This is a genomic window from Enterobacter sp. HMSC16D10, assembly GCF_001807145.1.
GTDB lineage: Bacteria > Pseudomonadota > Gammaproteobacteria > Enterobacterales > Enterobacteriaceae > Enterobacter > Enterobacter roggenkampii.
Map to the genome: position 1 here is coordinate 192,450 of NZ_KV787902.1, position 25,990 is coordinate 218,439.

Sequence of the window (25,990 nt, forward strand, 5' to 3'; positions counted from 1 at the left end):
TCAACCGGAGATACCAACATGTTCAGCAAACTTGCTTACTCAACCCTCGCACTGACCGTTTCGCTTGGCACCGTGATGTCCTGTCAGGCGGAAGCCACCGGCACGAATTTCGCGGCCGCCTTTGATCATCCCCAGCAAATTAACGCTGGCGATCTGAACGTCGGTTATGTCGACATTGGCCCGAAAGACGGTCAGCCGGTTATTTTATTGCACGGCTGGCCCTACGATATTCACAGCTACGCCGAGGTTGCACCGGCTCTGGCGGCAAAAGGTTACCGGGTCATTGTGCCGTCTCTGCGCGGCTACGGTACCACGCGCTTCCTGTCAGCAAACACACCGCGCAACGGCCAGCCCTCGGCGATGGCGAAAGATATCGTTAATCTGATGGATGCCCTGAATATCAGGCAGGCGGTATTTGCAGGCTATGACTGGGGCGCCCGGACGGCGGATATCGTCGCGGCGCTGTGGCCAGAGCGCGTAAAATCACTGGTGTCGGTGAGCGGGTATCTCATCAGCAGCCAGCAGATTGGGAAACAGCCGCTGCCGCCAAAAGCAGAGCAGCAGTGGTGGTATCAATTCTATTTTGCGACAGAGCGCGGTGCGGAAGGCTATGCCAAAAACACGCATGACTTTGCGCGCTTAATCTGGTCGCAGGCCTCGCCTGACTGGAAATTCAGCGACGCGGTCTTTAACGCCAGCGCCAAATCCCTCGATAACCCGGACCACGTCGCGGTGACGCTCAGTAACTATCGTTGGCGTTTAGGGCTGGAAAAAGGCGAGCGCAAATACGACCGCTACGAGCAAAAACTGGCCACGCTGCCGAATATCACCGTACCAACGATCACCATCGAAGGCGGCAACAACGGCGCGCCGCATCCGGCACCGCAGGCCTATGCAGCTAAATTTACCGGCAAATATGAGCACCGTACCTTCGGCGCAACCGTGGGGCACAATCCGCCTCAGGAAGATCCGCAGGATTTCGTTAAGGCGGTTATCGACGCGGATAAGCTGTGAAATGTGCTATTTTCAGTACGTTACCCTTCGGTCTGGAGAGTTCGGTGGAACATATTGACCACATCCTTATCGTCGATGACGACAGGGATATTCGTGAACTGATTGTCGATTATCTCATTAAGTCCGGTTATCGCGCCTCCGGCGCGGCGAACGGCAAAGAGATGCGTGCCGTGCTGGATAAACAGCATATCGACCTGGTGGTGCTGGATACCATGATGCCCGGTGACGACGGCCTTACGCTGTGTCGAGAGCTGCGCGTCGGGAAGTATAAAGATTTGCCCATTCTGATGCTGACCGCGCGTAACGAGGAGACGGACAGGATCCTGGGGCTGGAAATGGGGGCGGATGATTACGTCGTGAAGCCGTTTGTCGCGCGTGAGCTACTGGCGCGCATTAAAGCGATTTTACGGCGTTTTCGCACGATGCCGCCCAGTTTACAGGTAACGGAAGCAGGGCGGCTGGTGATGTTCGGTGAATGGCAGCTCGATACCGTCGCTCGCCACTTAATCGACCCGGAAGGGGTGATCGTCGCGCTCAGCGGAGCGGAGTATCGTCTGCTGCGCGTTTTCCTTGACCATCCGCAGCGCGTGCTGACCCGAGACCAATTGCTCAACCTGACGCAGGGGCGAGACGCCGAGCTGTTTGAACGCTCAATCGACCTGCTGGTTAGCCGGGTTCGCCAGCGTCTCAATGAAGATGCCCGCACGCCCGCCTATATCAAAACCGTGCGCAGCGAAGGCTACGTCTTTACGATGCCGGTGACCATCAAAGAGGTTAACGAATGACGATCTGGCCGCGCTCGCTGCTGGCCCGTTTGCTGCTCGTCGTGCTGGCCGGTCTGCTGCTGGCTAACGCCCTGAGCCTGACGCTGGTCATGGTTGAACGCATGCACAGCGCCCGCACGGTGATGCTCGGTAATCTGGAAAACGATGTCGCAACTAGCGTCGCCATTTTAGATCGCTTACCGGCCAGCGAACGCGCCGCCTGGCTGCCGCGGCTTGAACGAGGTAACTATCGTTATATCCTGGGCACAGGGGAACCCGGCGCAGAGCCGACGGATAAGCGTTCGCAGGACGCCATCAGAACCTTAAAAGCGACGCTGGCCGCGCATTACCCGCTTAGCTTTACCGCCGTTCCTGGCGCCATTTCACATATTCAGGCCCACCTTACGTTACGTGATGGCGCACCGCTGACCATTGACCTGATCCCACGCATGCCGCCCGTCGCCAGCTGGCTACCGGTCGTCCTCATCCTGCAGCTGCTCGTACTGGCAGTCTGCGCCTGGATCGCCGTGCGGCAGGTGGTACGGCCTTTTTCACACTTTACCCGCGCGGTGGATGCGCTGGATCCGGCGGCCAGCACGCCTATGACGGAAAAAGGGCCGCTTGAGGTGCAGCGGGCAGCGCATGCCTTCAACGCCATGCAGGCGCGCATACAGTCTTATCTCCGGGAACGCGCGCAGATCTTGGCCTCGATTTCTCACGATCTCCAGACGCCCATTACCCGCATGAAGCTGCGCGTCGAAATGGCCGGAGAGCCTGAACTTCGCGACAAGCTCCTGAACGACCTTGATAACATGTCTCGTCTGGTGCGGGAGGGCATTGCGTATGCCCGGTCATCGGAATCACTGGAGGAGACGTCACTGAAGCTGGAGCTGAACGCCTGGATCAACAGCATCGCCTGCGATTATCAGGACATCGGTAAAAACGTGCACTTTCAGGCAAGCGAAACCCGCTTGCCCATCGTCACGCGGCCGCAGGCGCTTCGCCGGGTGATGACCAACCTGCTGGATAACGCCCTCAAATTCGGCGAGCGTGCTGCGATTGCGATAGACGATTCGTCGGACAGCGAGGTCATTATTCACATTATGGACGACGGACCGGGAATACCCGAAGCCGAGCTGGAGGCGGTTCTGCAGCCGTTTTATCGGGTTGAAACCTCGCGTAACCGCGATACCGGCGGGACAGGACTCGGCCTGGCGATTGCCGCGCAGCTGACCGCACAGCTGGAAGGAAAACTCAGGCTGGCGAACCGCGCCGAGGGCGGACTGGATGTCGCCATTACGTTACCGCGTCGTTCGTAAAATTGTACGGCTTTGTATCTCCCGGCCTGGGCGATACAGAGCCAGACAAAACCCACGCGTTTACACATACCCTGAACACATCCGCACGATGAAATAGCCTCACTGCAGTGTCGCAGGACATGTCATGTGAGGTCACTATGTTTCTGGTAATCGCTTTTCTGGGCGGGATGATAAGCCTGCTCAGCCCATGTACGCTCCCGGTTATTCCACTCCTGTTCGCCGGTTTCCAGGGGCAGCGTCGGCATATTCTGGCCCTGCTTGCGGGGATGATCGTGATGTTCACTCTGGTGGCAATGGTCGTCACCGTCGCCAGCGAGTGGATAACAGAGGCAACCATTGTCGGGCGCTGGATCGCGCTCGTCATTCTGGCCACCGCCGCGCTGGCCTTGATTTTCCCGTCTTTCGCCCAGCGTATTGCGGGACCGGCCGTCAGCGCGGGAAATGTTCTCAACAGCCGTAGCGGGCAAACGCGCGGAATGGCATCGGCTTTTCTGGCCGGGCTAGCGGTTGGGCTGCTCTGGTCTCCCTGCGCCGGGCCTATTCTGGGTGCGATTTTCAGCATTAATATTGCGGGGCATTCGGCCATCGCCACAGGCGCACTGCTTGCCGCCTATGGCAGCGGATGCGCGCTGATGCTGGGTCTACTCGTGTTCGGCGGACGCTCGCTGATGGCTCCACTGAGAGCAAAATCGGCGCTAATGGCGAAGCTGCGTCAGGGTGCGGGGGTGGCGATGTTAGCCGCAGTCGTCCTGAACGCGACGGGGATGACTTCGCTGCTGAGAGGGGCAAACGGCGTCGCGGACCGTCTTGAGACGGCGCTCTTGAATCTGGCGAAACCTGCCACCGCGCCGGTGAACCTCCAGCCAGTAGTCATGACAGAGCCCAGCAGCCAGCTGCCTTCGCTAAGCGGTGGAACAGGGTGGATAAACGGTGACCCTGTCACGTCTGAATCGTTACGGGGAAAGGTTGTACTGATTGATTTCTGGACGCGGGACTGCATTAATTGCCAGCATACGCTCCCCCATGTGCGGGAGTGGGCCACAAAGTACCAGCCGCAGGGTCTGGTGGTGATTGGCGTTCACACCCCGGAATATCCCTGGGAGAAACCGCTGTCGTCGGTTAAAAATGCGGTGAATAAATGGCAACTGCCGTATCGGGTGGTGACGGATAACAGCTATCAAATCTGGAATGCGTTCGGCAATCAGTACTGGCCAGCACATTACTATTTTGATGCCAAAGGGCAGCTGCGCTATACCGCCTTTGGCGAAGGTGACTATGAGCAACAGGAAAAGGTTATCCAGCAGCTGCTCAAAGAAGCCCGCTCATAATCGGATCAGGGCTGGCGTTGAGCCACGATAAACAACCTTGGAAAAGCCAGCAGTATCTGCCCGTTTTCCTGAAGCGGATACTGCTCTTCCAGCAGTTCATGGTAGCGTTTCAGGAACCGTTTCTGCTCGCTCTCGTTTAGTTCCTGAAGCCAGGGGCGCAGGCCGGTGGCGCTTACCCAGTCAATAATCGCCTGATGAGAGCTCATTTTGTGATAATAGGTTGTCCGCCAGATATCCACGTCACAGCCAGCTTCAGACAGAATATCGTAATAAGCGTGTACGCCCGGCAGCGGTTCGCGGCCACGATCTGGGTAGTCTTGCTCCAGCGCCACTTCACGCATCGCCACATGGGTGGGTTCCAGCCAATTATCAGGCATCTGGATCGCCAGCACGCCATTTAGCTTAAGCAGGGAGACTAGATGCGGCAGGAGATCGTAATGGTCCGGAATCCATTGCAGCGACGCGTTGGCATAAATCAGGCTCAGCGGCTGGCCGGGCGTGTACTGACGAATATCGGCCTCAACAAAATGGCAATCGGGTAAGGCGGCGCGTGCTTCCTCAAGCATGGCAGGGGAGTTATCGACCCCGGTGATGTGAGCAGAAGGCCAGCGATGCTTCAACAGCGCGGTGCTGTTTCCCGGTCCGCAGCCCAAATCCGCGATGGTAGCGGCCTCATCCAGAGGAACTCTGGCGAGCAGTTCTGCGGCCGGACGCGTTCTTTCTGCGCCAAATTGCAGGTAAAGAGAAGGGTTCCAGTCGGCCATTATCAATTCTCCGTTTTGCATGTTTCTGCAAGAATAGCACAGGCAGATGCCTGCAAAGCGGTAGTGGCGAGGGTGTTTGCCAGAAGAAGCCAGCAGAGTCAGAAAATGAGGAGAGGTGCAAAAAAAATAATAGAACAGAAATACTACCCCTTAAAAGATTAAGGGGCAATACATTTATTGTAATTATTTTATGATTATTGTTTTTTAATATTTTATCGGCAAAGTGCTTCTTATGCTCTGTACCCGAAACTTTAAATATTAGATAATCATCGATGGGTATATCCCTGGTGTTTCGTAGGTCTTTGACCTCCTGGCCGCTTAGTTTTGCGAGAACTTCGTGGTCAGGTACTTTTTAAGTATAGGGAATATGCGGCACAATGAAAGCTGTCCTAAAAGACAGGTGATAATAGTTTCAGGTGTTATTATCAGGAACAAGAGCATGAATTCTGTCATTGAATTTTTTTTACACGACTACGATGATTTACCCCCAGCATTAGCGCGCGAACTTTACCGACTCCGGAGAAAAACGTTTCGGGACCGACTCGACTGGAAAGTGGAATGCGTCGAAGGTATGGAGAAGGATCAATTTGATTCCCATAACACGACATATTTACTGGGTATGTATGATGGACAACTGTTATGCGGCGCACGATTTATTAACGCAACGCAGCCCACAATGATAAGCGAAATTTTTCATAATTATTTCGATAACCCCATTGTTTTTCCCGCAGATGTTCCTTGTTGTGAAGTGAGCCGTTTATTTTTAGATAAAGAAATACGAGATTCCGCAAGTCTGCATGGCGTGCCCGCCAGTAAAGCATTGTTTCTTGCAATGAATATTTATTGCATAAAGAACAAATATCATGGGATGTATGCTGTAGCCAGTCGTGGAATGTATGCCATATTTCGCCATGCGAACTGGAAAGTTGAAGTTATTCAGCGCGGTGTTTCTGAAAAAGGCGAGATTATTTACTATATTTATATGCCCGCCAGCACCAGCATTATTGAAGACATTATTAGCAAAGACAAATCCAGTCACTGGCTTCGCGAAATGCTCGAGCACTTACGCCATTTATAACCAGTGGCTGAGGCTCAGTCCTCCAGTAACCGGAGTTCCGTTCCAAGTTTTATTGCGTGCCTTGCATTATTCACGCCGAGCTTTTTCATGATGTTGCCCATATGGAATTTAACGGTGCGCTCAGCAATAGACAATATAACAGAAATTTCTGCGTACGTTTTTCCGGCGCTGACCCATTTAAGGATTTGGCGCTCACGTGGCGACAGGAAAACATTCTTTTTCTGCTGATGCTGACTATACAGATTGAGTGTCTTCTGGTGTAACTGAACAAGGAAACGTAGAAAATGCGGCCGATATTTTTCAATGTCAATCCCAGAATGCTTAGGACTGATGACGGATAAGACAACAAGATTATTCAAATAGTCATGCAGAGGAAACGTCTGTCCCTGATAAATATCATACTGGACACTTTCGTCGAAAATACGCGTCAGGTTATAACCATCTGACAGGACAACATCACTTTCCCAGAAAAAATCTTCCACACAGCGTAAAGCCCGAATGATAACAGGGTCAATGAACTGATATTTTTTTTCAAGGTAGATAGTAAACCACTCTGGACTGTTATTGATTATCCTCATCTGTGAGGGATCTTTCTTGTTCATAATGGCGTAGGCGAAGACGATCCCTTTGAAGTCCTCAAAAAACGCGTCCAGCTCACTCTGAATTTGCGTATTGATCGTTAAGTCGTTGTAATATGTATCCTTCACGTGAGTTGCTGCCTCCTGTACGAGTGGAGGAGCAAGTATAATATGCTTCGTTATCTGTAGCGAGTCGCATTTTAATCCAGTCAACAGATAAGACAGGCTGCCTCAACTGGCAGCCTCGTGAACGTTTGGGATTTTTGAATGGTAAATGCAGATGACTTAGGGAATTGTTGATGTTTTTATCGAATTTCGAAATCGTTCACTAAATATAGTAGGCTGCAAAATTTAGGAGGTTTTACCCTTTTCCCTCAGGTTCATACAAATTGAAATCAGGATTTAAACCAGTGGGTTACATAATGCCTTTCAGGGCAATATGATAAAGCAGCATGATGGTTTTACCGTCGACAATCCTGCCGGTTTCAATGCGGCGTAATGCCTCTTCAAGCGTCATTTCCAGCACGTCGATATCTTCTCCCTCAGCCTTGATCCCGCCGCCGGCGCCGGTTCTGTCTTTCGGCTGATACTCGGCAAGATAAAAATAGAGTTTTTCCGTGACAGAGCCCGGGCTCATATAGGCTTCAAAGATTTTCTCTACGCGCGTAACGTGGAATCCGGTCTCTTCTTCCGCTTCTGCTTTGATGCGGCTTTCAGGATCCATGTTGTCCAGCAATCCCGCCGCCGCTTCAATTAAATCGTCCTCATGGCCGTTAATAAAAACAGGGAAGCGGAACTGGCGCGTCAGGATGACCGTTTTTTTCTCACGGTTGTAGAGAAGAATCGTCGCGCCGTTGCCACGGTCATAGACTTCCCGCTGTTGCCGCTGCCATTCGCCATCACGACGCTGCAGGTCGAAGGTGTATTTTTTAAGGATGTACCAGTTATCTGACAGGGTTTCACTGTTAATGATGCGCATATCTGCACGTTTTGATTGCACGATTGTTCCTCCTTACGTAAAGTAATACTCACAAACAGCAATATCATGCACTTTCAAGGTAAAACATGCAACATCAGGAAAACAGGATGCTCACTCGTCAGCGAAAACAATTGATCCTTGAAAAGCTGGGTGCCGAAGGTCAGGTCCAGTCAAAAGCGCTCAGCATTCTTTTCGACGTCTCTGAAGATACTATCCGGCGCGATCTCCGCGAGCTGGCGGCAGAAGGGCGTTTGCAGCGTGTTCACGGCGGCGCACTACCGTCATCTTCCGCAATTGCTCCGTTTGCCGAACGGCAATCCGTGAAGATGGATGCAAAAAAAAGGGTGGCCCGGAAAGGGGCCCAGCTGATTTCATCAGGCCAGGTGGTAATTATCGACGGTGGCACGACAACCTCGGAGCTGATTACCTTTTTCCCGCCTGACTTGCGCATCACCGTGGTGACGCACAGCCCGAGTATTGCTCTGGGGCTTGTTGATCATCCTGCCATTGAGGTGATTTTGATCGGCGGACGGTTGTATAAACACTCGATTGTTGCGGTCGGCGCGGCGGCCATCGAAGGCATAGAGAATATTCATGCAGATCTGTTCTTTATGGGCGTGACCGGTATTCATCCGGATGCGGGGCTGACAACCGGCGATTTCGAAGAGGCATGCATCAAACGTGCATTTTCCGGCAGAGCCGCGGAAACGGTCGTTCTGGCGTCTCCGGAAAAGATCAACACCGCGTCGTCGTTTGTGATTGGTGATGTATCATCAGTGAATACCATCATCGTTGAAGACGGTACAGATAAGGAGTGGATCCGCGCAGTATCGGAAAAGGGGGTATCCGTCGTGCTGGCCTCAGATCGTGACAGCCTCTGACAGCCAGCGACTGGCTGTCAGGATTTAGCTTCTAAATGACTTTCCGGCGCATGGCATACGGCTTCGATGTTATGACCATCAGGCGAGATGACGAAAGCGGCATAGTAATTTTCACCATAGGAACGTAGCCCCGGCTCACCGTTATCACGTCCGCCAGCGCCCAGCGCGGCATGGTAAAAATCATCTACCTGCTGACGGGTCTTGGCCACAAACGCCAGATGCAGAGGAGCTGGTTTGTCATTTGTCTGGAAAAGGCAAAGCGAAACGTCGCCAGAGCTCATCTCAACACCATAATCCGGCGCGCCTTCATCGACGAGTTCAACACCAAGCGGACGAAGCGCCTCGAGGAAGAAGGTTTTACTTTTTTCATAATCGCTGACGCCAAATTTCACATGATCAAACATTATCGACTCCTTGAAAGCGATAGAGAAATGAAGAGTATAGAAGGTGACAGGAGTCGAATATGAGCACAGGTGCGTCTATGTGACAGATATCTCGTTACATAGCAGACTGTTTCCGTCCAACAAATGTCCAGCGCAGGTAATCGTAAATCCAGTTAAACAGCATCGTGTACGGCAGGAAAAACAGTACCAAACCAATCTCAACAAAAAATGCCTCCGTCATCGTTAAATGCAGCATCACCATGGCCACAGGAATTAACGTGATGATAAGTCCGGCTTCGAAACAGGCCGCATGGAGCGCGCGGACGAGGAACGTTCTTTCAAACTGGTATTTTTTCTGAAGAGCGTCAAAGAATTTGTTAAACACAAAATTCCAGGCCGTGGCGGTAAGCGCGGATATCACGGACAGCGAACCAGACTGGAGTATCGACACGTTCATCAGCCACGCAAGCGACAGCGCGATGATAATGTTGGCCGTGACTTCAAAAATGACCGCGTGGAAAATCCTTTCTCTAAAGCTTTTATCTAATTCAATTTCCATAAGTTTACGGCAGCAGTGGGCAAAGGCTGAAGTATATCAAACGTCTTTCAACCATGTGTAAACGTAGACGTTGGGTCGTGCGGGGCCTCGACACAAATCATGCTTGAAAGGTGGCTTCACATGCGGTCAATCATGACCGCAGAAATGCAGATTTTGCCTCCACTTACGTTAGTGCGCATAATGTATATTATGTTAAATGACATCTGATAGCTAATCACGAGCTGATACATCAATCTGTTATTAATTCTGACCACCCTCTCGCTTCTCGTCTTTCACTGTCGATAACGACGATTTGTGAAAAAAACTCATAACACCATTCGATGGCGCATGCTGGTTCCCTTCATGTCAGTGCAATACCCTGTCACATACAGAATTGCTGGCAATAAAAGAAGGAACACAGAATGAAGTATGTGAATCTGGGTCGTAGCGGTTTGCAAGTCTCCCGTCTTTGCCTCGGTTGTATGAGCTATGGTGAACCTGAACGCCTGCCTCAACCCTGGTCCCTGGATGAAAAAGCGTCACGACCGCTCATCCGTCAGGCGCTTGAAGCAGGCATTAATTTTTTTGATACCGCGAATATCTACTCGGGCGGAAGTTCTGAAGAGATCACTGGAAAAGCGCTGAGAGAAATGGCCAGACGCGATGAGATCGTTGTGGCGACAAAGACCTTCTTTCCGTGGCGCAACTCACCCAATACCGGGTTTCTTTCCCGCAAGGCCATTTTTCAGTCTATTGACGATAGCCTGATGCGCTTAGGTATGGATTATGTGGATCTCTTTCAGATTCACCGCTTTGACCACTCTACGCCTGTTGAAGAGACCATGGAGGCTCTGCATGACCTCGTTAAATCAGGAAAAGTACGTTACATCGGCGCATCATCTATGGAAGCCTGGCGCTTTGCAAAAATGCAGCATACTGCAGAGCGTAACGGCTGGACCCGATTTATTACGATGCAACCGCAATACAACCTGCTTTACCGGGAAGAAGAGCGCGAGATGTTGCCCCTGTGTGAAGACCAGGGCGTTGGTGTGATCCCCTGGAGTCCGATGGCACGCGGCAGGCTCACGCGCGACTGGAGTGTCACGTCCCGACGAACGCAAAACGATGCCTTTGCATTAAAAATGTACGAGAACGCAGCCCTTCTGGATAAGCCCGTTATTGATGTTGTTGCCAGCATTGCTGAAAAGCACCATGTGCCAAGAGCCTATGTTGCACTTGCCTGGTTGCTATCAAAAACGGTCATCACAGCCCCGATCATTGGCGCGACCAAACCAGAACATCTTTCCACGGCTATCAGCGCACTGGACTTTACACTTAGCGATGCTGAAATCACGGAACTCGAGGCACTCTATCTGCCGCACCCCGTCGACGGGATCATTCCCCCGCTTCCTGATACGCCCCCTTCACTCACGCCGCCCTCAGCAATACAGAACCGTTAACACCCTTCCCTGGCCCGGCGTTGCCGGGTCTCATTATTTTCAAGAATAACGAAGCACAACGTGTTCAGTGAGAGGCGATGAGAGGATGGACTTGTGAAATAAATTCAGCAACGGATTAGCGCTAATCGGTCTATGGTGTATATCATTTCCGTATCAATACATTCGGGCCTTAACGCACAAGGAAAACGATTCTGTATGCAAATAAGCAGAGCTGATGTTGCCGATCTCATTTATTTCATGGCTATTGCACGTCATCGCAGTTTCAGCCGTGCTGCCATTGAATTAGGTGTCAGTGCATCAGCGCTTAGTCATGCCCTGAAGGGACTGGAAACCCGGCTCGGGGTTCGCCTGCTTAATCGCACGACCAAGAGCGTCACCCCTACGGCAGCAGGTGAAGAACTGGTTCAGTCTGTCCTTCAGCCTTTCGACACGATAGAAGGCGCGCTTGAATCGCTTAACAAGTATCGTAATACCCCTGGCGGACGTATCCGCATCAATGCTGCCGTTGAAGCGGCCAATCTTTTGCTTGCGCCAGTTATGCCCGCGTTTATGGATCGCTATCCCGATATTGAAATCGATATTGTGGCCAGCAACCGTATGGTTGACGTCACTGATGCGGGCTTCGATGCCGGTATCCGCTATGGTGGCACCGTCCCGGAAGACATGGTTGCCCGGCGTTTATCTGCCGATATTCGCTGGGTTATCGCCGCATCCCCAGACTACCTGGAACGTTATGGAACGCCTGAACATCCTGATGATTTATTACACCATCGCTGTATAAGCAATCGTCTCGGCGACGATCGGATTTATCGCTGGGAACTTGAGCGAGACGGCGAAACGTACCAAATCACTGTGCCAGGCTCTGTGACGGTCAACCAGGCTGAAACGGGCCTTGTGGCCGTCTTAGGCGGAGCCGGCCTAATGTATTTTCCGGAGCCTCTTGTTGCACCCTATGTGAAGGATGGACGGCTCCGCCTGGTGCTTACGGAATGGTCCCCGCTGGAGGAAGGTTTTTATATCTATTATTCAAGCCGCCGGCAACTGCCGACCGGGCTTCGCCTTCTGATTGAGTTCATACAGGAGGCCAGGCCGCTGGGGTTGTGAAATAGCGCTTCCATGCGGGACGATGCAATGTCGTCTTTATCGCCCCGTAGCGGATATCATAAAATCAATCAGGGCCTTCACTCTTTTAAAAGCCGTATAATCAAATGATTAAAATTTTATCCCTTCGCCTGAAACACTGTAACGCGCTGGCCAACAGCATGAGCAATGCCTCCCCGACACAGCTGCAGCAGTTTAAGACGCAATTGTCCGAACAGATGGGTAAGCCTGTGGGACTACATACCATGGGTATTCCTGCAGCGATCAGTACGCTCGGGGTGATTGTCAGTTTCGCCATTCCGCAGCTGTGGTTGGGCTATGGCGTACTCGCCGCACTCAGCCAGCCAACTGAACGCGTATTCGTGTGGGTTGTGCTGGTCGCCCTGCTTTTCGCTGGCATCAACGGCGTGACGATGTTCATGATTGGCAAAGGCAGCATGCGCGCCGTGCGGATACACCTTGCGCTGGCGGTGATAAGCCTGGTATTAACGGCAGCCTATCTGCTGGCCGCGCTGATCGGTAGCCCTTTTCCGGGCGTCAGTCTGACTGCGGCACTGGTGAGTATCGTCATGTTATTGCTTAGTGGTAGCGCTATCCTCTCCACAGCCTTTTATAAGATGCTGCTATTTACTCTGCATAATCGCGCCTGGCGCAAGCTGATCAGACAGACTCGCGATGCACATATGCCACGCTAAGCCTGCCCCTCGTAAACATCCCGCCCCATTATCCCAGACGCGATATCCTTGACCTCGCCTCGTCCAGATGGCTGCGCAATGCGGCAAGACATGGCGCAAAATTGGTAGAAAAGCGGCCGCAACTGCTGGCCAGCGTATAAAAGCGCTCGGCCAGCGCCAGTGCTTCATGCCAGGTTTCTCCCGCGATCGCGTCAATAAGCGTAGCCGGACGCAGCGTATTCACCAGTGCGCCCCCTGATTTCGGGGCAAATCCCATGGGCAGCATGTCATAGGCAGGAGCAAGATCGTAAGGCCGTCCATGGGAACTGATAAACGACAGATTACCGTGGTGCATGTCGGTATTGCCGATCAGCATACCAAACGCCCAAAGCCTTGACGTGCTGGCGACCGCATCCTGGTGAACACAGCCCTGCTTTGCCAGCTCATTCACCAGTACTGGCCAGGATTCTCTTGCCCTGCCGACAAACTCCGCCTCGAGCGCACGTAAAGAAAAGAGTCCCTTACGACCAAGGGGTCCCGTACGGTCGAACCGCGGGATCTCAAGGAAGCGCTGTCCGCCAAAATCAAACACCTCGGTTTCGACGCCAAGCACGCTTAACGCAAGATGTTCTGCTAGCAAAAGGTCTCGCCAGCGTTCGCTTACAGAGTTATCGTCCGGTGCCGTGAATTTCACAATGACGTGGCCACGTTCTGTATAAGTACAGAACTTAGGCTGTTCACCCCCAGCAGAGGAGCCCGGTACTTCGCCCGCGCTCACGGCCTGCGCCAGCGACGGGTATGCGGTTGCGCGGTCCACCGCAACAGGCGACGGCATCTCTACAAAATGATTCCTCGCCTGTTCTCCGATTAACAGGTTCCCCACCGCATCGTGTCCATGAGCGAGCAAAGCCCTGATAACGTCAGTATCACTCCAGTTCTCTGGATTCGGCGGCAGGCCCAGCTCGGATGAAAATCGCGAGGCGTACGCGCGGCCAAGGTATCCCTGAGGCCGCATGTCAAACAACCACCACGGCAACCCATCGCTATGGAGGCACACATTGTCCGTTTGCGCCATTACAAAACCGTCTGGATAAACCGGAATGAGTTTACCCAGCGATTTAACCTGACCCTCTTCCGTGATGCGGTAGACAGGAGCCGAACTGAATCCTCGATGTGTATCCCGCAGCACATAGTGAATAGATGGACCGGAGCCAATGCGAACAACCTCATCGCCAAGCGCTTTAATCGATCGTGAAACGGTAGGCTGACTAATACCCATAATATCAGTTAGTTGCCTTACCGATACCGGGCCTTGTCTCAGCAATTGTCGTAGTGTTTCGGATCGATTAATCATGGTTTTGAATAGCTTTGTGAATAGGTTATTGAATAGCTAATTTATCAGGTATTGACTCCCCTGTCATCTTCACCAACGGCTGTCTCTGGTTTATGCCTGCGCAACCAAATTAACTTATACGCCGCAGGAATAATAAACAGTGACAGCAGCGGTGCCGTGATCATCCCGCCGATCATGGGCGCCGCTATCCGGCTCATGACTTCTGAGCCTGCCCCGGTCCCCCAGAGAATGGGCAGCAGACCGGCAATAATCACCGCGACGGTCATCGCCTTTGGCCGCACGCGCAGCACGGCGCCCTGATAAAGGGCGTCATCAAGCCCCTGTTCAGTGAACGTTTCGCGCTGGGACAGCGCCGGATGTGCTTCAACGGCATGACGCAAATACATCAGCATGACCACTCCAAACTCTGCTGCCACCCCGGCCAGGGCGATAAACCCGGTGCCGGTTGCCACGGACATATGGAAGCCCTGCCAGTACAGGAACCATATCCCGCCGACCAGCGCGAACGGCAGGCTCATCAGGATCAACAGGGCCTCATCCACGCGACGGAACGCCAGATAGAGCAGAACGAAAATGATCATTAGCGTCATCGGCACCATCAGCTTCAGTTTCTTGTTGGCATGCTCAAGCAGTTCAAACTGCCCGGAGAATGACACGCTGGTACCCGGCCTGAGCTTCACGTTCTGGCTGATGGCCGTCTTAATGTCGTTCACCACCGACACCATATCCCTGCCGCGGGCATCGATATAAATCCAGCTCGCAGGCCGGGCATTCTCCGTTTTCAGCATCGTGGGGCCTGAAACAACGTTGATATCCGCCACATCACCCAGCGTAATCTGCTGTTTCATTGGAGTCAGGATCGGCATCTGCCTCAGCGCGCTCGGGCTATTCCGGTAGTCCTGAGGATAACGAATATTAATCGGATAGCGGGCCACGCCTTCCACCGTTTCACCCACCGTCGCACCGCCGATGGCCGAGGAGACAAACAGCTGCACGTCACCCACCGTCATTCCGTAGCGGGAGGCTTTTTCCCGGTTGATATCGACATCGATGTAGCGCCCGCCCTCCAGACGTTCAGCCAGGGCAGACACCACGCCCGGCACCGTTTTGGCTACCGTTTCGATGCTCTGCGCCGTGGCGTCGATATCAGCCAGAACGGTACCAGACACCTTGATGCCAATCGGGCTTTTAATCCCGGTCGACAGCATATCAATGCGGTTGCGAATGGGCGGAACCCAGAGATTCGCCAGACCGGGCAAACGAACGGTCTTATCAAGCTCCTCAACGATCTTGTCAATCGTCATCCCGGGACGCCACCGATCCTCAGGCTTAAGCTGAATGGTGGTTTCCACCATTTCGAGCGGCGCGGAATCCGTTGCCGTTTCGGCTTTGCCGGTCTTGCCGAAGACAGAGGCCACTTCAGGGACGGTTTTTATTAACTTGTCCGTGGTCTGTAAGAGCGCGGCCGCTTCTGCCGGAGAGACGCCGGGCAACGTTGACGGCATATACAGCAGATCGCCCTCATTAATCTTCGGCAGGAACTCGCCGCCCACCTGGCTCAGGGGCCAGATCACCGTGAAGATGGATAAGGCCGCAACCAGCAGGGTTGTTTTGGGCCAGTTGAGCACCCGAATCAGCAGCGGATGATAGGCGTTAATCAGCAGCCTGTTCAGCGGGTTACGGCTCTCGGCGGGGATTTTACCCCGGATCCAGAATCCCATCAGAATGGGGATCACGATGATGGCCAGCGCGGCCGCCCCTGCCATGGCGTACGTTTTGGTGAAGGCCAGCGGACCAAACAGCCGCCCTTCTTGCCCCTCAAGGGTAAAGATGGGAATGAAGGATAACGTGATGATCAGCAAGCTGATAAACAGCGCCGGTCCAACCTCTACAGAGGCGTTGGTAATCACCTTCCAGCGGGTGGCGTTATCAATCTGCTGTCCCGGGTGCTGGTGATCCCACTCTTCCAGCCGCTTATGCGCGTTCTCAATCATCACGATGGCGGCATCCACCATCGCGCCGACGGCGATGGCAATGCCTCCCAGCGACATAATATTGGCGTTCAGCCCCTGGAAATGCATGACGATAAAGGCAATACACAGGCCAAGCGGCAGAGAGATAATCGCCACCAGCGCCGAGCGAATGTGCCAGAGGAACAGCGCGCAGACGATGGCCACCACGAAAAACTCTTCGAGAAGTTTGCTGCTCAGGTTATCAATGGCCCGGTCGATGAGCTGGCTGCGATCGTAGGTGGTCACGATTTCAACGCCTTCCGGCAGGCTGGCCTTCAGCGTCTCCAGCTTGTCTTTTACCGCCGTAATGACCTCGCGCGCGTTTTTACCCGAACGCAGGATCACCACGCCGCCCGCCACTTCACCCTGCCCGTTCAGTTCGGCAATACCACGGCGCATTTCCGGCCCCGTTTGTACGCGGGCAACATCACGCAGGTAAATCGGCACACCGTTCTCACCGGTTTTCAGGACGATGTGATTGAAATCATCGATGGTCTGCAGATAGCCGCTGGCCCGCACCATATATTCCGCCTCCGCGATTTCTACGGACGATCCCCCCGCTTCCTGATTAGACGATTCAAGGGCCTGCTTAACTTCCGGCAGGCTGACGCCGAACTGCGCCAGCTTTAACGGGTCAACCTGAATCTGATACTGCTTCACCACGCCGCCGACGGAGGCCACCTCGGCCACGTTCGGGATTGTTTTCAGCTCAAATTTAAGGAACCAGTCCTGCAATGATCGCAGCTCGGCGAGATCGTGTTTTCCGCTGCGGTCCACCAGCGCATACTCAAATATCCAGCCTACGCCCGTGGCGTCCGGGCCGATTTCGGAACTCACCCCGGCGGGGAGTTTGCCCTGAACCTGATTCAGGTACTCCAGCACGCGCGAGCGGGCCCAGTACAGATCGGTCCCGTCTTCAAAAATAACGTACACATACGAATCACCAAACTGTGAAAAACCGCGCACGGTCTTCGCGCCAGGAACCGACAGCATGGTGGTGGTGAGTGGATAGGTCACCTGGTTTTCAACAATCTGCGGGGCCTGCCCGGGATAGCTTGTTTTGATAATCACCTGAACGTCAGACAGATCGGGCAAGGCATCGACCGGGGTGTGGATGATGGTCCATGTCCCCCAGACGCTGAGAAACAGCGCGCCCATCATCACCAGGAAACGGTTGGCAACCGAACGCCGGATAATCCATTCAATCATCATCGTCTCCTTAATGGCCTGAATGCGCGTCGTCAGCGGCTTCAGCGTGGCGCATGCGCTCCAGCGCGCCGGTAATATTGGCCTCCGAGTCAATCAGAAACAGACCGCTGACTACCACCGACTCCCCCTCTTCCAGTCCGGTACCAATGCCGGACTGCTGCTGAGATTCATGCAGAACGTGGATCCTTTTCGGTACAAACTTCCCGTTCGCATCAACGGTAATAACGCGCTGTTCTTTCCCGGTATCGATAACGGCCTGAGACGGAATGAGCAACATTTCCTGACTTTGGGTATTCAGCTTCAGGTAGGCATTCATGCCCGGTTTCAGCAGTTCATCCTTGTTGGAGACCTGCAGGCGCACCTGCAGCGTACGGGTGGTTTGATCCACGCTCGGCAGAAGACGCCATTTTTCAACCGGGAAGGATTTATCCGGATAAGCCGGTACCGAAACAGTAAACTGCGAGGTATCTTTCAGCAGATAAGCAATGGATTCAGGGACCGCCGCGCCGATCCAGACCGGATCCATCCCCTGAATCTGCGCCACCACCTTATCTTTGGAAATATTCATCCCGGTGCGCAGGTCAAAGGCCGTGATCACCCCGTCAATGGGCGCCTTGATGGTAAACCGGGTCTGGATAGTACGGGTCGCACGCAGCCGCTGAATATCGTCATCCGGCATACCCGCCAGGCGCAGACGCTCCAGAACGCCTTTTATCTGCGTGGGCGTTCCGCCGGTGCCGGAAAGCAGGAGGAACTCGCTCTGCGCTTCGACCCAGTCCGGAATGGTGATATCAACCAGCGGCGTGCCTTTTTTCACCTTATCGCCAATCGTCAGCGGGTACACTTTCTCAACGAACCCTTCCGCACGCGCCTGCACAATGACAAACTGATAGTCGTTATAGCTGACGTTGGCCGGGATCGTCTGGGCATAATTCAGCTTTCCGCGCGTCACTTTTTGCGTTTTTAATCCCAGGTTCTGAACCTGGGTCGGATCGATACGGATACCGTCACTGCTTTTACCATCCTCATCGGCATATTTCGGCACCAGATCCATATCCATAAACGGTGATTTACCGGGCTTGTCGAATTTCACGTCAGGCTTCATCGGGTCATACCAGAAAAGGACCTTTCTTTCCGCAACGCTATTTGCTGTTTTTTCAGATGAATAAAGTGTCTGCCATGCCGTCACGGATATCAGCCCTCCGGCAATAAGGCTGCTGACTATCATGGCAGCATATTTTATTTTTAATGAGGCCATGCCGTTTCTCGCTATTTAATGCTCTTGAGTAAAGAGAGATTGCCCTGCTGAACAAACGAGAAATTCACGTGGCTGCCGACTTTTAAGGCAGTAATACTCGCGTCGGCCTGCATAAAAGTAAAACGCATGGTCATCGCGGGCCAGCCAATTTCCGGGATGGCTTCGTGAGAAATCGTGACTTTTTTGTTCGTGAGATCAATATCCTTCACAATGCCGGTCCCGGTGATAACCTGCTCTGAGGCACCTTCGCTGGCGGCGCTCATCTCCGCGTGCTGATGAACCTCAGCCTGAAGACCGGCAGAAAACATAATGATTGCACCAAATACGACGGCGTTAAGTGAATTGCGCATGTTTAATATCCTTTTTAATTAAATGAGGTTATTCGGCCCAACCGCCGCCCAGCGCGGTGAAGAGGTTAATTTCATTAACCTGCCGGGCATAAATAAGGTCGAGAATATTTTGCTGCGTGGAAAACAGCGACCGTTCCGCGTCTAATACTTCGATATAGCTCACCGCACCGCTGGTATATAATCCTCTGGCTCGCTGCAGGGTAATATTTAGCGAATCAAGATACCGTTCTTGCGCAGCAAGCTGCTGGTTGAGGCTGTCCCGCAGCGCGAGCGCGTCGGCAACCTGCCTGAAGGCAGCCTGTATTTTTTGTTCGTAATTCACAACCGACTGCTGCTGACGAATTTCAGCCAGCTTCAGGTTGGCCTTATTCCTGCCCGCATTAAAAATCGGAAGTTCAATTTTAGGAATGAAATTCCACATCCCACTGCCCGCGGTAAACAGGCTGGATAATTCCGTACTTCCTGTTGAAAGCCCGCTGGTCAGGGAAATTGACGGGAAAAAGGCGGCACGCGCGGCGCCGATATTCGCATCGGCCGCGTTAAGCTGATGCTCCGCCTCCATAATATCCGGGCGCTGCAGCAGTATCGCTGAAGAAAGATGGGGCGGGAGTTTTACCGGCGCAATATCGCGGGCGTTCATTCCGCTGTCGCCCGGCAATCCGCGATAGGTGCCGAGGAGCAGCTGCAGAGCATTGTTGGCCTGCGCCAGCTCCCCCTCACGTTTGGCAATCTCTGCCTGCGTGCTTTCGATCTGTCCCCGGGCCTGTTCCAGCGCCAGCACGTTGGTGCTCCCCGTCACCAGCTGTTGCTCAACGAACGCATAAGACTGCCGGTAATTTTTCAGCGTTTCCCGCGCGATGCGCAGCTGTTTATACGCCAGCTGCTGGTTGAAGTAGCTCTGCGACACGTTAGAGACAAGCAGAATATGCACCGCGCGACGGGCCTCTTCGCTGGCGAAATAGTTTTGTCGGTCGGCCTCGCTCAGGTTCTTCAGCTTGCCGAAAAAGTCGAGTTCGTAGCTAAGCGCAAGACCGGCGTCGTACTGCCGTGAGGTCGGTTTGTCACTTTTTAGCCCACCGCTGTACGTGATACCCGCGGATCCATTCAACTGCGGATAACGATCCGCCTCCGTCACGTTGAACTGCGCCCGGGCCTCTTCAATCTTCAGGGCGGCCATTTTGATATCGCGGTTGTTTTTCAGGGCTTCTGTAATCAATCCAGCTATCTGAGGGTCGACGAAGAAGTTGCGCCAGCCGGTGTCCTGATACCCGGCCGCCGCGGGCGTCAGGCCGTTGCGCGAGAGCGAAAACTGCCGGGGTACCGGTGATGCCGGGCGCGGGTATTCAGGCGCCAGCGAGACGCAGCCTGCCAGGATAAATACCGTAGTGATGCTGAGTCGTTTTAACAGGAACATAGCGGTTCAAATCAAGTCCAGAGGATTTTTAGGGCTACTCTACTGAACGCATTCTGTTTGACCGGTGACGGGATAATGACAATGCTGTCATTTATGGCGTAAGTCATTGTTAACGATCGCGGGCTCACTAGAATGTCATCAGCAGCCAGTCTGGGGAGCAAGATGAAAATACTGATCGTTGAAGACGAAATGAAAACCGGGGAATACCTCAGCAAGGGGCTGACGGAAGCGGGGTTTGTCGTGGACCATGCGGATAATGGCCTGACCGGGTACCACCTCGCCATGACCGCGGAATATGACCTGCTGATTCTGGATATCATGCTGCCCGACGTGAACGGCTGGGATATTGTCCGCATGCTTCGCTCTGCCGGCAAAGGAATGCCCATCCTGTTACTCACGGCCCTCGGGACGATAGAGCACCGGGTTAAAGGGCTTGAGCTGGGCGCGGATGATTATCTGATTAAGCCTTTCGCCTTTGCGGAACTGCTCGCCCGGGTCAGGACGCTGCTAAGACGCGGAAATACGGTGATCGCGGAAAGCCAGCTTCAGGCGGCTGACCTGACGGTTGACCTTGTGTCGAGGAAGGTCAGCCGGGCGGGCAATCGCATCCTGTTAACCAGCAAGGAGTTCAGCCTGCTGGAGTTTTTCATGCGTCATCAGGGCGAGGTGCTGCCCCGCTCCCTGATTGCCTCCCAGGTGTGGGACATGAACTTTGACAGCGACACGAACGCAATAGATGTGGCGGTAAAGCGCCTGCGCGCAAAGATCGATAACGATTTTGAACCCAAGCTGATCCAGACGGTACGCGGCGTGGGCTATATGCTGGAGGTGCCGGATGCCCGTTAAGCCCCTCCGACGCCCGTTCTCGCTTGCGCTGCGGCTGACCTTTTTTATCAGCCTCTCCACCATACTGGCCTTCTTCGCCTTTACCTGGTTTATGCTGCACTCCGTTGAGAAGCACTTTGCCGAGCAGGATATCAGCGACTTACAGCAGATTAGCAGCGCAATGCACCGCATCCTCCAGTCTCCGGCCGATCCCGACCAAAAGAAAATCAGCAAGCTCAAAGAGTCGGTCGCCAGCTACCGCAACGTGGCCGTCCTGCTTCTGGATCCGCAGGGCAATACCCTGTTCAGCTCGGCGCAAGGCGCGGCATTGCGCCCGGCGATGAACACAGCGAACTTTAGCAAACACCGTCAGGCACAGGATGTGTTTCTCTGGACGGTAGAAGACCCGGTCAACCCTATGCATGCCGGGTCCGACATGAAAATGGAAACGTACCGGATTATCGCCTCTTCAGGCAGGACAACGCTGCAGGGCAAAACCCAGGACTACGTCATGCTGATCGGGCTCTCAATTAATTTTCATCTCCACTACCTTGAGGCGCTGAAGAAGAATCTTTTTGCCATTGCCGCGGCAATCAGCCTGCTGATTGTGCTGGTGATTCGTATCGCGGTGCGTCAGGGACACTTGCCCCTGCGTAACGTCAGCACCGCCATTAAAAATATCACCTCCGAAAATCTGGATGCGCGACTGGAGCCGTCCCGCGTGCCCGTTGAGCTGGAACAGCTGGTGATCTCCTTCAACCATATGATTGGGAAAATTGAAGATGTCTTTACCCGGCAGGCGAATTTTTCCGCCGACATCGCGCATGAAATCAGGACGCCCATCACCAACCTGGTGACGCAAACGGAAATCGCGTTAAGTCAGAACCGCTCCCAGAAAGAGCTGGAAGATGTCCTCTACTCCAGCCTCGAAGAGTACAACCGGATGACCCGCATGGTCAGCGACATGCTCTTCCTGGCGCAGGCGGATAATAATCAGCTCATCCCGGATCGGGTGATGTTTGATTTAAGCGCCGAGGTGATGAAAGTCTTCGATTTCTTCGAAGCCTGGGCGGAAGAACGCCACGTCTCGCTGAAATTTAACGGGATGCCCTGCCTGATAGAAGGCGATCCGCAGATGTTCAGAAGAGCAATCAATAATCTGCTCTCCAACGCCCTGCGCTATACGCCGGAAGGGAAAACGGTAACGGTCTCCATCAGAAAACGGGATAACGACGTTGAGCTGGTAACAGAAAACCCCGGCACGCCGATCCCGCAGGCGCATCTGCCAAAGCTGTTTGACCGTTTTTATCGCGTCGACCCGTCCAGGCAGCGTAAGGGCGAAGGCAGCGGGATTGGGCTTGCCATCGTGAAGTCCATCGTCACCGCGCACCACGGAAAAGTCCGCGTGGAATCGGATGCGGTGTCGACGCGCTTCATCCTCACCGTGCCGGGGAAAGTGCTCTGAGCGTCAGCAAACCGCGCGGCACACCTCAAGGACCTTTTCCCTGAGCCAGCGATGCGCCGGATCTCGCTCCATGCGCGGATGCCACATCTGGGATACCGTAATAGTGCGGGTCTTAAAGGGCAGTTCAAAGACGTGCACGCGCTCGGTCATCGCCTGATTGAGCAGGTACAACGCCGGTACCATAGCAATCAGGTCGGAGGCCAGCGCTACGGATAACGCCGTCGGGAATCCAGGCACCACGCTGGCGATCTTTCGTTTCATCCCCCGCTCCGCCAGCGCGTCGTCCACAGACCCGTGTAACGCCCCATCAGGCGACGCCACCACATGGCCCCAGGCAACATAATCGTCAAGGGTGACCTCAGTCTGTGAAGACAGCGGATGTCCCTTGCGCACCGCGCCAACAAACCGATCCTGAAAGAGCCTTTGCAGCCGTATTTCAGGCCCCATGTTGCTCTGCACGCCGATCTCCAGGTCGACAAGCCCCTCCCGTAAATAGCGCGACGTTTTTTCAGGTTTGGGAGCGAAGCGGATGCAGACCCCGGGCGCAACGCTCGCTACCGCGGCTATGAGCATAGGTCCAAACGCCACCACAAAACCGTCGTTGGCCCGAATAGTGAACAGCCGTTCAAGGCTTTCCACCTTCAGCGTGTCGGTGGAGGGCTGCAGCACCGCTCTCGCCTCGTGCACGGCGCATCTGGCGCGGTCCCGGGTGGCTTCGGCCCAGGGCGTCAGCACCATATGACGCCCGGCCCGCACCAGAATAGGATCGCCGGTCACCTCCCGCAGCCGGCTCAGGGTACGGCTCATGGCGGAGGTGCTCAGGTTCAAACGTCGCGCCGCGCCCGCCACGCTGGCCTCGGCCAGCAAAACGTCGAGCGCAACCAGAAGGTTAAAGTCAGGATCGGACACGATGGCTCCTCAGATAAGGCGTTATATGCAACGATTAAGTGCAAATGCTGCGTCTTCCGCCCTGTATAGCGCATGATTATAGTTTCGTCATCACTATTCTTATCCGGAGTAACGACGATGACGCTATTTACCAACCAGCCCGGCGATGAAGGTTTACCCGGGCATGAACGCGCCCGGGTCCTGGCCGCCGTCATGACCACCACGCTGATGGGGGTCTTTGACGGCACCATGATCAACATCGCGCTCCCCTCCATGGCTAGAGCGATGCAGGTCCCCGCAAACGTTGCGGTCTGGTTCGCTAACGGTTATCTGCTGTCAGCGGCGATGACGCTGGCTATTTTCGCCGCGCTGGCGGCCCGCGTGGGCTATCGCCCGGTCTTTCTGAGCGGGCTTGCCACCTTTACGCTCACCTCGCTCGGCTGCGCGCTGGCAACAACGCCGGAAATATTAACCGGGATGCGAATCCTGCAGGGCATCGGCGGCGCGGCGACCCTGAGTATCGCCCCGGCGATCCTGCGGTCCGTTTTTCCGGGCCGACTGCTGGGCCGCATTCTGGGGCTGCACGCCCTGCTTATCGCCTCCAGCACGGCGATTGCCCCGGTACTCGGTGGAACAATACTGGACGCCCTGAGCTGGCAATGGCTGTTCGCCATTAACCTCATTCCGGGCAGCATCGCCCTGCTGCTGGCGTGGCGAGCCTTGCCGCGGGAATCGGCTGCTGACAGACCGCCCTTTGATGCGCCGGGCGCCGTGCTCTCCGCCGTCCTGTTAGGTTCCGCGATCATGCTGGCCGACAGCCTTCAGCACGTGGCGCAACACATTAGTCTGCAGGCCGTCTGCTGGAGCGTTCTCGCGCTGGTCAGCGCCTTCGCCTTTACCTGGCGTATCCGGCGCGCGCAACATCCGTTACTGCCGCCGGTGATGTTCAGAAACGGGCGCTTCACCCTCGCCGCGCTGACCTCGCTGGCCTCGTTTGTGAGCCAGGGGATCACGTTTGTCGCGCTGCCGTTCCTGTTTCAGAGCGTGTATGGCTACAGCCCGGTGGTGTCGGCTCTGCTGTTCACCCCGTGGCCGATTGGCATCGTGCTGATCGCGCCGCACGCGGGTCGCTGGGCGGATACGATCTCCGCACCGCTCATCTCGACCCTCGGGCTTATCGTCTTTGTCGGCGGGCTGGTCCTGCTGGCCACGTTGCCGGACAATCCTTCCGCCTGGAATATCTGCCTGCGCAGTCTGGTATGCGGTATTGGATTTGGCTGCTTCCAGAGTCCCAATAACCGGGAAATGCTCGCTAACGTCGCGCGGGAACATGCCAGCTATGCCTCCGGCGTGTTGTCGATCGTCAGAACATTCGGCCAGTGTCTCGGCGCCGCCGTGGTGGGCGTTCTGCTGGGAGCGGCGGCAGGATGGGACCATCAACATGCTATCCAGGTTGCACTGTGGTTAGCCGTCATCGCCTCGACGGGTTCGGTGGTATTTAGCCTGAGCAGGCTGCGCCCTGCGGTTCGGGCATCCGCGTAAATTGTTGCAGCGCCTCTCGGCGCTGCTCGTTTTTACGCCTACGCTGCGGGGCGTTCGTTCCACGCATCAGTGTACTGAATATTCCCGTCCAGAATTTTCCATGTGATTTTTGCATATCGCAAAGATACATTTTCCATGTGACCAGTACCGGGACAATCTCTTGTATCATGCATTATTGGAGTTATTGAAATGACCTTCACCCCTTCCATAAGAATATTGAAGTATTCCACTTCCTGACCAGCATCATTGATGTGGTAGAACTTTAATTCAGCACTATGAAGCGTTTGACCTGTAGCCACAGCTTTGTATAGATAGGGTGAAGATGAATCAATTGCTTTTGTTAGACTGAAAGCAGAGTGTTGCCTTGTACCTGTAAGTTTACCCGTTGCATCATCTGTTGGAATGCTCAGGTTATGAATCAGATCTCTGAGCTCTATACTTCCTTCACGGTCTGCAACATCAGAACCGCCACGGATCATTGCTCCGCCATCGTCTTTCAAAAAGAGGTGTACTGGTACAGCCATTTCTATAACTCCTTATGTTAATTAATCTCTTATTCCATTGGCTATGAGGTTAATTACAGGCATGATCGCTACACCATCTGCATAGAACAGATCAGAATTAGTGAATGAATAAACCTTGCCGGTGATTTTTACATTTACCGTGTTCCCATAAGCCGAAGCAGTAACATTGCTTGTATTGGCTTCAAGGAATGGTGATCGATCTTCAAGGGCTTTCATAATGTTCCCGCTGTTGTCTTTATCTAAATAGAAGCGGTAAACTGAATCGCCACGGATAATCTAGACACTTCC

At 54.1% G+C, this 25,990-nt stretch carries 25 protein-coding genes; 12 read left to right on the top strand and 13 right to left on the bottom strand.

What is annotated here, in order from left to right; translation table 11 throughout:
* The first annotated feature begins 18 nt into the window (after positions 1 to 18).
* The 4 genes from HMPREF3143_RS19940 to HMPREF3143_RS19955 all read left to right on the top strand — a co-directional run bounded on the left by HMPREF3143_RS19940 (position 19) and on the right by HMPREF3143_RS19955 (position 4,425).
* A complete protein-coding gene (locus HMPREF3143_RS19940) occupies positions 19 to 1,014 on the top strand; it encodes an alpha/beta fold hydrolase (RefSeq protein ID WP_021242489.1) in 996 nt (331 codons plus the stop codon).
* A gap of 44 nt (positions 1,015 to 1,058) precedes the next feature.
* Positions 1,059 to 1,799 carry a response regulator gene (locus HMPREF3143_RS19945; protein WP_070534162.1) on the top strand — a complete coding sequence of 247 codons (741 nt, stop codon included), beginning with the start codon at positions 1,059 to 1,061 and terminating at the stop codon, positions 1,797 to 1,799.
* Positions 1,796 to 3,097, top strand: a complete 1,302-nt coding sequence (locus tag HMPREF3143_RS19950; RefSeq protein ID WP_070534163.1) for an ATP-binding protein — start codon at positions 1,796 to 1,798, stop codon at positions 3,095 to 3,097. Before HMPREF3143_RS19945 ends, HMPREF3143_RS19950 begins: the two co-directional genes overlap by 4 nt.
* A gap of 137 nt (positions 3,098 to 3,234) precedes the next feature.
* Entirely contained in the window at positions 3,235 to 4,425 is a 1,191-nt protein-coding gene (locus HMPREF3143_RS19955; protein ID WP_070534164.1) for a cytochrome c biogenesis protein/redoxin, read from the top strand.
* A 5-nt stretch (positions 4,426 to 4,430) separates the two neighbouring features.
* Here the strand turns inward: HMPREF3143_RS19955 and tam are convergent, their stop codons facing one another.
* The gene (gene tam, locus HMPREF3143_RS19960; protein ID WP_047748916.1) at positions 4,431 to 5,189 is read right to left on the bottom strand and encodes a trans-aconitate 2-methyltransferase; all 759 of its coding nucleotides are present in this window, start codon (positions 5,187 to 5,189) and stop codon (positions 4,431 to 4,433) included.
* A gap of 439 nt (positions 5,190 to 5,628) precedes the next feature.
* Here tam and HMPREF3143_RS19965 point away from each other — a divergent pair, with 439 nt between their 5' ends.
* Positions 5,629 to 6,267 (top strand): acyl-homoserine-lactone synthase, encoded by a 639-nt coding sequence (locus HMPREF3143_RS19965; protein WP_070534165.1) that lies wholly within the window; start codon positions 5,629 to 5,631, stop codon positions 6,265 to 6,267.
* Positions 6,268 to 6,281: 14 nt separating this feature from the next.
* Here the strand turns inward: HMPREF3143_RS19965 and HMPREF3143_RS19970 are convergent, their stop codons facing one another.
* Positions 6,282 to 6,974: a helix-turn-helix transcriptional regulator gene (locus HMPREF3143_RS19970; protein ID WP_008503218.1), complete on the bottom strand. Its 693-nt coding sequence runs from the start codon at positions 6,972 to 6,974 to the stop codon at positions 6,282 to 6,284.
* A gap of 286 nt (positions 6,975 to 7,260) precedes the next feature.
* Positions 7,261 to 7,845 (bottom strand): NUDIX hydrolase, encoded by a 585-nt coding sequence (locus HMPREF3143_RS19975; protein WP_070534166.1) that lies wholly within the window; start codon positions 7,843 to 7,845, stop codon positions 7,261 to 7,263.
* 86 nt (positions 7,846 to 7,931) lie between these two features.
* Here HMPREF3143_RS19975 and HMPREF3143_RS19980 point away from each other — a divergent pair, with 86 nt between their 5' ends.
* Complete coding sequence (locus HMPREF3143_RS19980; protein WP_021242483.1) at positions 7,932 to 8,705, top strand: DeoR/GlpR family DNA-binding transcription regulator; 774 nt, start codon at positions 7,932 to 7,934, stop codon at positions 8,703 to 8,705.
* Between the two features lie 17 nt (positions 8,706 to 8,722).
* On the opposite strand, the gene HMPREF3143_RS19985 is transcribed toward HMPREF3143_RS19980, so the two are convergent.
* Complete coding sequence (locus HMPREF3143_RS19985) at positions 8,723 to 9,109, bottom strand: VOC family protein (protein WP_021242482.1); 387 nt, start codon at positions 9,107 to 9,109, stop codon at positions 8,723 to 8,725.
* Between the two features lie 94 nt (positions 9,110 to 9,203).
* Entirely contained in the window at positions 9,204 to 9,647 is a 444-nt protein-coding gene (locus HMPREF3143_RS19990; RefSeq protein ID WP_070534167.1) for a PACE efflux transporter, read from the bottom strand.
* A 401-nt stretch (positions 9,648 to 10,048) separates the two neighbouring features.
* On the opposite strand from HMPREF3143_RS19990, the gene HMPREF3143_RS19995 reads away from it, so the two are divergent.
* From HMPREF3143_RS19995 to HMPREF3143_RS20005, 3 genes are all read left to right on the top strand, one after another.
* Positions 10,049 to 11,086 carry an aldo/keto reductase gene (locus HMPREF3143_RS19995; protein ID WP_070534168.1) on the top strand — a complete coding sequence of 346 codons (1,038 nt, stop codon included), beginning with the start codon at positions 10,049 to 10,051 and terminating at the stop codon, positions 11,084 to 11,086.
* A 195-nt stretch (positions 11,087 to 11,281) separates the two neighbouring features.
* Positions 11,282 to 12,190 carry a LysR family transcriptional regulator gene (locus HMPREF3143_RS20000; protein WP_070534169.1) on the top strand — a complete coding sequence of 303 codons (909 nt, stop codon included), beginning with the start codon at positions 11,282 to 11,284 and terminating at the stop codon, positions 12,188 to 12,190.
* Between the two features lie 104 nt (positions 12,191 to 12,294).
* A complete protein-coding gene (locus HMPREF3143_RS20005) occupies positions 12,295 to 12,882 on the top strand; it encodes a hypothetical protein (protein WP_070534170.1) in 588 nt (195 codons plus the stop codon).
* 28 nt (positions 12,883 to 12,910) lie between these two features.
* Here HMPREF3143_RS20005 and yjjJ read toward each other — a convergent pair whose 3' ends face one another.
* Genes yjjJ through HMPREF3143_RS20030 form a run of 5 tightly spaced genes read right to left on the bottom strand, consistent with a single transcriptional unit; the run spans position 12,911 to position 20,458 of the window.
* Positions 12,911 to 14,215, bottom strand: coding sequence for a type II toxin-antitoxin system HipA family toxin YjjJ (gene yjjJ / locus HMPREF3143_RS20010; protein WP_070534171.1), 1,305 nt, complete (start codon positions 14,213 to 14,215; stop codon positions 12,911 to 12,913).
* A gap of 44 nt (positions 14,216 to 14,259) precedes the next feature.
* On the bottom strand, positions 14,260 to 17,436 hold the full coding sequence (gene silA / locus HMPREF3143_RS20015) for a Cu(+)/Ag(+) efflux RND transporter permease subunit SilA (protein WP_070534172.1): 3,177 nt from the start codon (positions 17,434 to 17,436) through the stop codon (positions 14,260 to 14,262).
* A gap of 10 nt (positions 17,437 to 17,446) precedes the next feature.
* The gene (locus tag HMPREF3143_RS20020) at positions 17,447 to 18,694 is read right to left on the bottom strand and encodes an efflux RND transporter periplasmic adaptor subunit (RefSeq protein WP_025911096.1); all 1,248 of its coding nucleotides are present in this window, start codon (positions 18,692 to 18,694) and stop codon (positions 17,447 to 17,449) included.
* A gap of 11 nt (positions 18,695 to 18,705) precedes the next feature.
* On the bottom strand, positions 18,706 to 19,044 hold the full coding sequence (cusF, locus tag HMPREF3143_RS20025) for a cation efflux system protein CusF (RefSeq protein ID WP_008503519.1): 339 nt from the start codon (positions 19,042 to 19,044) through the stop codon (positions 18,706 to 18,708).
* A gap of 28 nt (positions 19,045 to 19,072) precedes the next feature.
* Positions 19,073 to 20,458 carry an efflux transporter outer membrane subunit gene (locus HMPREF3143_RS20030; RefSeq protein WP_070534173.1) on the bottom strand — a complete coding sequence of 462 codons (1,386 nt, stop codon included), beginning with the start codon at positions 20,456 to 20,458 and terminating at the stop codon, positions 19,073 to 19,075.
* Between the two features lie 162 nt (positions 20,459 to 20,620).
* Between HMPREF3143_RS20030 and HMPREF3143_RS20035 the strand changes: the two genes are divergently transcribed.
* Positions 20,621 to 21,304: a copper/silver response regulator transcription factor gene (locus HMPREF3143_RS20035; RefSeq protein WP_008503517.1), complete on the top strand. Its 684-nt coding sequence runs from the start codon at positions 20,621 to 20,623 to the stop codon at positions 21,302 to 21,304.
* Complete coding sequence (locus tag HMPREF3143_RS20040) at positions 21,294 to 22,748, top strand: Cu(+)/Ag(+) sensor histidine kinase (protein WP_070534174.1); 1,455 nt, start codon at positions 21,294 to 21,296, stop codon at positions 22,746 to 22,748. The genes HMPREF3143_RS20035 and HMPREF3143_RS20040 overlap by 11 nt, the downstream gene beginning before the upstream one ends.
* 3 nt (positions 22,749 to 22,751) lie before the next feature.
* Here the strand turns inward: HMPREF3143_RS20040 and HMPREF3143_RS20045 are convergent, their stop codons facing one another.
* Positions 22,752 to 23,657, bottom strand: coding sequence for a LysR family transcriptional regulator (locus HMPREF3143_RS20045; RefSeq protein WP_070534175.1), 906 nt, complete (start codon positions 23,655 to 23,657; stop codon positions 22,752 to 22,754).
* Positions 23,658 to 23,774: 117 nt separating this feature from the next.
* Here HMPREF3143_RS20045 and HMPREF3143_RS20050 point away from each other — a divergent pair, with 117 nt between their 5' ends.
* Positions 23,775 to 25,178 (top strand): MFS transporter, encoded by a 1,404-nt coding sequence (locus HMPREF3143_RS20050; RefSeq protein ID WP_070534176.1) that lies wholly within the window; start codon positions 23,775 to 23,777, stop codon positions 25,176 to 25,178.
* A gap of 38 nt (positions 25,179 to 25,216) precedes the next feature.
* Here HMPREF3143_RS20050 and HMPREF3143_RS20055 read toward each other — a convergent pair whose 3' ends face one another.
* Both HMPREF3143_RS20055 and HMPREF3143_RS25810 read right to left on the bottom strand, forming a co-directional pair.
* Entirely contained in the window at positions 25,217 to 25,702 is a 486-nt protein-coding gene (locus HMPREF3143_RS20055) for an Hcp family type VI secretion system effector (protein WP_045354100.1), read from the bottom strand.
* A gap of 21 nt (positions 25,703 to 25,723) precedes the next feature.
* Positions 25,724 to 25,918, bottom strand: coding sequence for a hypothetical protein (locus HMPREF3143_RS25810; RefSeq protein WP_139145880.1), 195 nt, complete (start codon positions 25,916 to 25,918; stop codon positions 25,724 to 25,726).
* Between the last annotated feature and the right edge of the window lie 72 nt (positions 25,919 to 25,990).